The 8,946-nt window shown below is 72.0% G+C and carries 6 protein-coding genes; 4 read left to right on the forward strand and 2 right to left on the reverse strand.

Going from position 1 to position 8,946, the window contains the following annotated elements:
* Window positions 1–29 precede the first annotated feature (29 nt).
* On the forward strand, window positions 30–3,011 hold the full coding sequence (locus ACFY0P_RS12960; RefSeq protein WP_388910790.1) for a beta-galactosidase: 2,982 nt from the start codon (window positions 30–32) through the stop codon (window positions 3,009–3,011).
* An 80-nt stretch (window positions 3,012–3,091) separates the two neighbouring features.
* On the opposite strand, the gene ACFY0P_RS12965 is transcribed toward ACFY0P_RS12960, so the two are convergent.
* Window positions 3,092–4,603, reverse strand: a complete 1,512-nt coding sequence (locus tag ACFY0P_RS12965; RefSeq protein WP_388910792.1) for an alpha-N-arabinofuranosidase — start codon at window positions 4,601–4,603, stop codon at window positions 3,092–3,094.
* Window positions 4,604–4,700: 97 nt separating this feature from the next.
* A complete protein-coding gene (locus ACFY0P_RS12970) occupies window positions 4,701–5,132 on the reverse strand; it encodes a family 43 glycosylhydrolase (RefSeq protein ID WP_388910794.1) in 432 nt (143 codons plus the stop codon).
* 275 nt (window positions 5,133–5,407) lie between these two features.
* Between ACFY0P_RS12970 and ACFY0P_RS12975 the strand changes: the two genes are divergently transcribed.
* Genes ACFY0P_RS12975 through ACFY0P_RS12985 form a run of 3 tightly spaced genes read left to right on the forward strand, consistent with a single transcriptional unit; the run spans window position 5,408 to window position 8,656 of the window.
* The gene (locus ACFY0P_RS12975; protein WP_388910797.1) at window positions 5,408–6,031 is read left to right on the forward strand and encodes a toxin-antitoxin system, toxin component family protein; all 624 of its coding nucleotides are present in this window, start codon (window positions 5,408–5,410) and stop codon (window positions 6,029–6,031) included.
* The gene (locus tag ACFY0P_RS12980) at window positions 6,028–7,260 is read left to right on the forward strand and encodes an MAB_1171c family putative transporter (protein ID WP_388910800.1); all 1,233 of its coding nucleotides are present in this window, start codon (window positions 6,028–6,030) and stop codon (window positions 7,258–7,260) included. Before ACFY0P_RS12975 ends, ACFY0P_RS12980 begins: the two co-directional genes overlap by 4 nt.
* On the forward strand, window positions 7,253–8,656 hold the full coding sequence (locus ACFY0P_RS12985) for an NAD(P)/FAD-dependent oxidoreductase (RefSeq protein WP_388910803.1): 1,404 nt from the start codon (window positions 7,253–7,255) through the stop codon (window positions 8,654–8,656). The genes ACFY0P_RS12980 and ACFY0P_RS12985 overlap by 8 nt, the downstream gene beginning before the upstream one ends.
* Window positions 8,657–8,946: the final 290 nt, after the last annotated feature.

The raw sequence follows: 8,946 nt of genomic DNA on the forward strand, positions 1-8,946 counted from the left end.
CGCCCCGTAAGATCGCCCGGGAGGATCCCTTGGCGCTCAGCAGACGTACCTTCAGTGCCCTCGCCGGCTCGGCCGCGCTCGGTTTCGCCCTGGGCGGCAGCGGCGGGCCCGTGGCGCCCTCGGCGTACGCCGCGCGCAGCGTGCCGACCGGCCCGGCGCCGGCCGCGCCGCGCGCCGACGGACGGCGGCACACCATCGGCTACGACCACTACTCCCTGGTCGTCGACGGCCGGCGGCTGGTGGTCTGGTCCGGCGAGATGCACCCCTTCCGTCTCCCGAGCCCGTCCCTGTGGCGGGACGTCCTGGAGAAGATGCGGGCGCACGGCTACAACACGGTCAGCATCTACGTGGCGTGGAACTACCACTCCCCCGCCCCCGGGACGTACGACTTCACCGGCGTACGCGACCTCGATCTCTTCCTCCGCACAGCGGCCGAGACCGGGCTGTACGTCATCCTCCGCCCCGGCCCCTACATCAACGCCGAGGTCGACGCCGGCGGCTTCCCCGGCTGGCTCACCGCCACCGCGGGCGCCGCCCGGGGCACCGACCCCACCTACCTCGGCCACGTAGACCAGTGGCTGACGGCCGTCAACCGCATCGTGCGCCGCCACCAGCACACGGACGGCGGCGGCAGCGTCCTCCTCTACCAGATCGAGAACGAGTACGACGGCCACGTCACCGACCCGAGCGGCCCCGCCTACATGTCCCACCTCTACAGGAAGGTGCGGGCCGACGGCATCGACGTCCCCCTCTTCCACAACGACAAGGGCCGCAACGGTTACTGGATCCCCGGCTCCTTCGACACCGGCGGCGAGCGGGGCAAGTGGCTGTACGGCTTCGACGGCTACCCGTCGCCCTCCCAGCCGCCGCCGGACTGGGGCGACTTCGGGATCGGCGGCCTCAAGGGCGGCGCGACCGCGAGCCCGCGCACGCCCGGGTTCGTGCCGGAGTTCGGGGGCGGCTGGTTCGACCCGTGGGGCGGGGTCGAGTTCGGCGGCAAGGGGTACCCCGAGTCCCGGCGCACCCGGGACGCCGCCTACGAACGCCGGTTCTACCTCACCAACCTCGCCAACGGCCTCACCCTCCACAACGTCTACATGACCTACGGCGGCACCACCTGGGGCTGGCTGCCGGCGCCGGTCGTCTACACGTCGTACGACTACGGCGCGGCCATCGACGAGGCACGCAACGTCACGACGAAGATCGCGCCGATGCACCAGCTCGGCCACCTCCTGCAACGCGTCCCGGACTTCGCGAAACTGGACCGCGCGGCCGACGTCCACGTGCCAGGACTGAAGGCCTATCACCTCACCAACCCCGACACCCAGGCACACGTCTACGTCCTGCGCAACGACGGCGCCGACGAGGTCACCTCCACGCTGAGGACGGCCGCCGGCGACGACGTCGAGCTGACCGTCCCGGCCCACGACGCCCGGCTCGTCACCACCGGCCTCGCCCTCGGCAGGAGGAAGCTGCGCTACTGCACCGCCCAGCCGATGTTCGTGCTCACCGCGGGCCGCCAGGACGTCGCCCTGTTCACCGGCCGCTACGGCGAGATGGCGCACCTGGTCCTCGACTGCCCGAGCGAGCCGTTCGTGCAGCGCCTCGACGCCGAGGCGGCCTGGGTCTACGACCAGGGCGTCCTGCACGTCACCGCTCCGCTCGGGCAGGGCGGGCTCACCCGGGTCCTCGTCCAGCGCGGCGAGAGCGACACCCCGCTGCTGCTGCTCTTCGCCGACGACGCGACGTCGCTGCGGCTGTTCCCGTACGACACCCCGTCCGGCACGGTCCTGGTCTACGGCCCGGCGCTGCTGCGCCACGCCAGGCTCGACGGGTCGACCGTCGAGCTCACCGGGGACACGGTCGGGGCGACCGGCCTGGAGGTCTGGGGCCCCCGGGGGATCACCTCGGTCACCTGGAACGGGCGGCCGGTGCAGACCCGGGTGAGCGTCTCGGAGAGCCTGGTCGCCCTGGCGGACATGCCGGGGGCGCCGCGGCCGGCGCTGCCGGTCCTCGCCGGCTGGCGCCGGAAGACCGAGAACCCCGAGTCGGCGATCGGCTTCGACGACTCGACGTGGACGGCCGCCGACAAGAAGACGTCGTTCAGCACGACGGCCGTCCCGGCGGGTCAGCCTGTGCTCTTCGCCGACGACTACGGCTTCCACTACGGGGACGTCTGGTACCGGGGGCACGTGGACGGTGACCTGTCGGACCTGGAGTCGGTCTCGCTGGCCTACAGCACGGGTACGCAGGGCATGCTGATGGCCTGGCTGGACGGGGTGCCGCTGGGCTCGCACCGGATGCCGGTGCCGGATGCGAAGACGGTACGGAAGGGGAGTTGGACGGCCACCGCCGGGTTCTCCGCCGAAGGGCTGAGGAAGAAACAGCGGAAGAAGCAGCGGCATGTGCTGTCCGTGCTGGTGCGGCGGATGCAGCACGACATGGACGGCGGGTCGCTGGACACCCACAAGGTGGCGCGCGGGCTGACCGCCGTCTCCTTCAAGGGGGCCTCGCCGAAGACGAGTTGGCGGATCCAGGGGGCGGCCGCTCCGGATCCGGTGCGCGGGCCGCAGAACAACGGGGGGCTGTACGGGGAGCGGGAGGGCTGGCACCTGCCCGGCTTCGCGGACGGCGGGTGGGAGGCGGTCTCGCTTCCCCGCGCGGACCAGGGGATGGGGGTCACCTGGTACCGGACCGGGTTCCGGCTGTCGGTGCCCGGCGGGGTGGACGCGTCGGTGGGGCTGGTGCTGGAGGACGATCCGGCGCGGGCCTATCGGGTGCAGATCTTCCTGAACGGCTGGAACCTGGGGCAGTACGTCAACGACGTGGGGCCGCAGCACACGTTCGTGCTGCCGAACGGGATTCTGCGGACCCGGGGTTCCAACACGTTGGCGTTGGCCGTGCTTGCGGACGGAACGTCCGAGGCCGGTCCTGGGGCGGTGCGGCTTGAGTTGCTGGGGAGTGCGGCCGGAGGAGTGGAGGTCGTGGGGGTGGACTCCCCCGGCCGTTGACTGCGGGTCGTGTGTGGTTGCTCGCGCCCACGCGGCGGCAGCCGCAGATCAAACACAGCCCCGCGCCCCTAAAGGGGCGCTTACGCCAGGCGGATCACATTCCAGGACAAGGGTTCGAGGACGGCGCTCAGTGTGCCCTCGTTCAGCGACGTGCCCTCTGCCGGATGAGGTGTCACCCGCTCCGGTTCCTCCAGGGTGTTGCGGGCGTCCGGGTCCGCGTCCGCCAGCACGCTGTGCTCCGCCACGGACGTCAGGCCGAGTCCGCTCAGCGCCACCTCCAGCGGCAGTGCCTCCGTCCGGCTGCGGTTCACGGCGAAGACGGTGACCGTGCCGTCGTCGGCGCGGACGGCGGTGGCGTGCAGCAGGTCGGTCTCGCCGTACTTCTTCGTCTCGTGGGTCGGGGAGTCGACCCGGACGTCCAGGACCCGGCCCCTGCCGTACCGCGACGCCTGGGCGAAGGGGAAGAACGTCGTCTGGCGCCAGGCCGGGCCGCCGGGCTCCGTCATGATCGGGGCGATGACGTTGACCAGCTGGGCCAGGCAGGCGACCGTGACGCGGTCGGCGTGGCGGAGCAGGGCGATGAGGAGGGAGCCGAAGACCACCGCGTCCAGGACGCTGTAGTTGTCCTCCAGGAGGCGGGGGGCCTCGGACCAGTCCCGCGCGGCGGAGTTCTCGATCTCATGCCACTTCGAGGTGTACCAGACGTTCCACTCGTCGAAGGACAGGTTGATCTTCTTCTGGGACTTCAGCCTGGCGCCCACGTGGTCGCAGGTGGCGACCACGTTCTCGATGAAGGACTCCATGTCGACGGCCGAGGCCAGGAAGGAGTCGAGATCCCCGTCCTGGGGCTCGTAGTAGGCGTGCAGGGAGATGTAGTCGACCAGGTCGTACGTCTCCGCGAGGACCGTCGCCTCCCACTCGGCGAAGGTCGGCATGGACTGGCTGGAGGAACCGCAGGCGACCAGTTCCACGGACGGGTCCATCTGGCGCATGGCGCGGGCGGTCTCGGCGGCGATGCGGCCGTACTCCTCGGCCGTCTTGTGGCCGGTCTGCCAGGGGCCGTCCATCTCGTTGCCCAGACACCAGACCTTGATGCCGAAGGGGTCCTTGTCGCCGTGCGCGGCCCTGAGGTCGGAGAGGGCGGTGCCGGAGGGGTGGTTGGCGTACTCCTGGAGTTCCAGGGCCTCCGCCACGCCCCGCGTGCCGAGGTTGAGCGCCATCATGGGCTCGGCCTGCGGGCCGACCTTCTTCAGGAAGGCGATGTACTCGGAGAGGCCGAAGCGGTTGGTCTCCGTGGACCGCCAGGCGAGGTCGAGGCGGCGGGGGCGGTCCTCGACCGGGCCGACCGAGTCCTCCCACCTGTAGCCGGAGACGAAGTTGCCGCCGGGGTAGCGGATGGTGGTGACGCCGAGTTCGCGGACGAGGTCGAGGACGTCCGTGCGGAGGCCTTCGGCGTCGGCCGTGGGGTGGGTGGGCTCGAAGATGCCGGTGTAGACGCAGCGGCCCAGGTGCTCGACGAAGGAGCCGAAGAGCCGGGGGTTGACTTCGCCGGTGGTGAAGGCGGGGTCGAGGGTGAAGCGGGCGGTGCGCAATGTTCGCCTTTCGGGGGTGGGTGGTTCTCGGTCGTGGGCGGGTGCGGGTGGTCGGTGGCTGGTCGCGCAGTTCCCCGCGCCCCTGGGTTGGCTGCCCCTAAGTGGGTTTCGGCCAGCCGTTCTTCGTCCAACCCAGAGGGTTCAGCCCCAGCTTTGGCGTGCCGTTGTCCTCTGCGTCGTAGTAGTGGTACGCCAGCCAGGTCTTGCCGTGGGTGTGGAAGGTGGACTCGCCGCCGGGGCCGATGTAGCGGCCGTGGGAGGCGAGGAGGAGGTCGCCGCCGCCCTCCAGCATCGGAGTCCCCGTGCTGTCCACGTACGGGCCCGTCACCGTCGTCGAGCGGCCCGCCCTGATCTTGTACGTCGAGTTCACGCCCGCGCAACAGGCGTCGTAGGACGCGAAGAGGTAGTAGTAGCGGCCGTGGTGGAGGATCGAGGCGCCCTCGACGGCCGCGAAGCCGAAGCTCGCCGCCACCGCCAACCCTCCCGCCGTGCCCAGTAGTTGCCTGCGACTGAGGCCAGGTCGTCCCATTGCCTGCCCTCACCTTCGGGATCCGTCGTGCTCGCCCGTGACCCTTGTTCGACATATCGGCTCATGCTCGTAACTTCGAACGGGACCGTAAAATCGAAGCGCTTGCGCGTCAATGGGTCGCGCGTGACTTTCATGCATCGGACACTCGTTGACATCTGAAGCACCGCTCGAACCAACGGCCCCGGATGGCATGACGCGGACACATCCGGACGCGTAGTCTCGGACGGGCCGACGCAGCGCGGTGACCGCCGTCGGGGCGGTGCGAAGGGGGAGCGATGGACTTGGCCGGCGCGCGGCACCGGTGGGCCCGGATCGCCGCGGGGCTGCGGCGCTCCCGGCCGGCCGCGGAGCTGCGGCGCTCCCGGTCGAACGCGCGGATGCGCAGGCTCGCCGCCGACCTCACCGCGGCCGTCCGCGCCAGAACCCGGAAACCGGCCGACGTACGGGAGTTGTGCCGGGCACTGTGCGACGAGACGAGCCTCGGACGCGAGGGCCGGCCCGTCGAGCTGCGTTTCGAACGGTTCCCCGACGAGATCGAGGTCACCGGACTGTGGGTGGAGTTCCAGGACTTCGACCTGGTGATCGTGGAGGAGCGGGCCGAGGCCGTCCAGCAACTGGTCATCCTGGGACATGAGCTGTGGCACATGCAGGCGCGTCACACGCATCACCACGCGGCCGCCGCGAACGCCCTCGCCGGGCGCCAGGGCTGGGACTCCGTCGCCCTGACCGTGGCCGCCCGCAACGGCTCCCGGGAGGCCGACGAGGCCGAGGCCGACGACTTCGGGCACCGGCTGGCGGCCGCCCTGCGGTCCTTCCTGCCCGGACAGGGCGGCGAGGCTCCGCCCGATCCGGTCCAGCGGTCCCTCGGCTACCCCGGGCGTGAAGGCGGAGCGCGGTGACGCACCTCCGACTGGCCGAGGGCCCGGCCGCGTTCTTCACCGGGCTGTACATCTCCTTCTGGCTCCCGGGCCTCGTGCTGACCGCGGCCCTGGTGATCAAGCTGCCCAGCATCCTCAAGCTCTGGCGGGACCCGCTGCTGCGTGCCGTCGGCGGCCTGCTGCTGTTCGCCTGCGCGGTGTTCGCCTTCGCCGCTCCGGCCACCATCGCCTGGACGAACCGGGTCACCGGCGTGCCGAACATCGCGGCTCCTCTGGTGTACTCCCTGATCACCGCGCTGTCCGCGTCCTGGCTGCTGCTGGTCGTGCACTGGCGCAACGGCCACACCGACCGCCGGGAGCAGACCCGGCGCGCGACCCGCTGGGTGGTCTGCGTCTACGCGGCCGTGGTCGTCGCCCTGTGGGTGCTGTTCGCGCTCGCCGACGTGCCCGTGGAACAGGTCCGGAACCTGGACACCTACTACGCGAGTACGCCGTTCATGCGCGAGGAGATCCTGCTCTACCTCCTCGCCCACACCGTGGCCTGCGCGATCACCACCCGGCTCGTGTGGAACTGGATCCGCACCGACGGCCTCGACGCCTGGCTGCGCTGGGGGCTCAGGTTCCTGGGCATCGGCTACGCGACGAACCTGGTCTTCAGCGCGGCCAAGTTCACGGCCGTGGTGGCCCGCTGGACCGGTCACGACCTGGACTGGCTGAACACCAACATCGCGCCGTCGGCCGCCTGCATCGCCGCCACGTTCGTCGCGATCGGCTTCATCGTCCCGCACGCCGGCCAGTACTTCCACGACCGCTGGCTGCTGCGCCGCCGGCACCGCGCCCTGAGGCCGCTCGCCCGGCTGATGCGGACCGTCACGGGCGGCCGCGAACCGCTCGCCCTGCGCGCCACCGCCGAGATGCGCCTGATCCGCCGCGAGACGTACATCCGGGACGCGCTCCTGCAACTGTCCCGGTTCCTCGACGAGAACCTGCGCGGCCGGGCCCGCGACGCCGCCCTCGCCCTCGGCCACGAACCCGGCCGGGCCCGGTCCCTCGCCGCCGCCGTGGCGATCCTGGAGGCCGTCGAGAGCGGACGGCACGCCCCGGACGACGGCGGCACGGGCGAGACCGACACCTCGTACCTGCTCCAGGAGATCCAGGCCGTCTCCGAGGTCCTGCGCCACCCCGACGAGATCACGGCGGTACGCGTCCGCGCGACCGTCCCGGCAGAGAGCATGTCCACGCATGAGTGAACGTCCCTCCCCCGCCAGAGCCGCCGTCGTCCTGGGGGGATCCCACACCGGCATGCTCGCGGCCCGGGCCCTGGCCGGTCTCGCCGACCGGGTCGTCGTCGTGGAACGCGACGAGCTGCCCGTGACGCCCGAGCCCCGCAAGGGACTTCCGCAGGCCCGGCACGCCCACATGCTCTGGTCGGGCGGGGTACGGGCGATGGAGGAACTGCTGCCGGGAGTCACCGCGGCACTCCTGGACGCCGGGGCGCGCCGGGCCCCGGTCACCACGGACATGGTCGCCCTCTCGGCGCACGGCTGGTTCCGCCGCTGGCCCGAGTCCCACCACGTGCTGCTGGCCGGCCGGGACCTGCTGGACGCGACGGTCCGGGCGCGGGTCCTCGCGGACGGCCGCGTCGAGGTGGCCGGGGGCACGGAGGTGCTCGGACTCACCGGCGGCGCGCAGGCGGTCACCGGGGTCCAGGTGCGGGACCGCGACGGCCGGGAGCGGACTCTCGAGGCGGACCTGGTCGTCGACGCCACCGGCCGGGGTTCCGGAGCCCCCCGATGGCTCGCGGCACTCGGGCTGCCCGAGCCGAACCGCCGTGAGGTCGACACCGGTCTCGCCTACGCCAGCCGGCTCTACCTCGCACCGGAGCAGGCCCGGGCCGGCTTCCCGGTGATCAACGTGCAGCCGGACCCGCGGGACGCCAGTCCCGGCCGGGCGGGCTTCCTGCTGCCCATCGAGAACGGCCGCTGGATCGTCACCCTCAACGGCACCCGCGGGGGCGAACCGACCTCCTCCGCCGACGACTTCGTCCCGTTCGCCCGCGAGCGGCTGCGGCACCCGCTCATCGGCGACCTGCTCGCCCGGGCCGAGCCGCTGTCCGACGTCGTCGTCACCCGGGCCACCGTCAACCGCCGGTACTACTACGAACGGATGCCCGCCTGGCCCGACAACTTCACGGTCCTCGGCGACGCCCTGGCCGCGTACAACCCCGTCTACGGTCACGGCATGGCCGTGGGCGCGCAGAGCGCGCTGCTCCTGCGGGAGTTGACGCGACGTCACGGACTCGGCGCGCCCGGCCTGTCCCGTCGCGTCCAGAAGGCGGTCGCCCGGCCGGTCGGGGCGGCCTGGGACTTCGCCATCGGGCAGGACGTCTTCTATCCGGGCGCGACGGAGAACGGGCCGACGGCCCGGGACCGGCTCGTGGCCGCGTACGTGTCCCGGCTCATGTACACGGCCACGGGCAACGGCCGCATCGCCCGCCGCGTCACGGACGTGACCTCACTGGAGCGCCGCGCGGAGGTACTCCTGACCCCGTCGGTCCTGCTGGCGGCCCTGGCGGGCCCGCTCAAGCCGCCGCTGACGGGACCACCGCTGACCGCGGAGGAGTTGAAGAGGGCCGGCCTTCAGTAGCGCCCCCCTGCGAAGCGCCCCGCAAGGGGCGCTGGGGGTGCCCCCGGCCGAAGGCTGGGGGAGGAACTGCGCGACCGGCCACGACGGCGCCGCAGACGGTCGACCGCCCGGCCCAGCAGGGTCGTCTTTCGCCTGCGGGCGAGTGGGGGCTGGTCGCGCCCACGCGGCGGAAGCCGCAAATCAAATGCAGCCCCGCGCCCCTGACGGGGCGCTGCCGAACGGCCGTCGTCAGCCTGCGGAGGCTGATCGCGCCCACGCCGCGGCAACCGCAAACCGGATGCAGCCCCGCC

This window comes from Streptomyces sp. NPDC001714 (assembly GCF_042892755.1).
Lineage (GTDB): Bacteria > Actinomycetota > Actinomycetes > Streptomycetales > Streptomycetaceae > Streptomyces.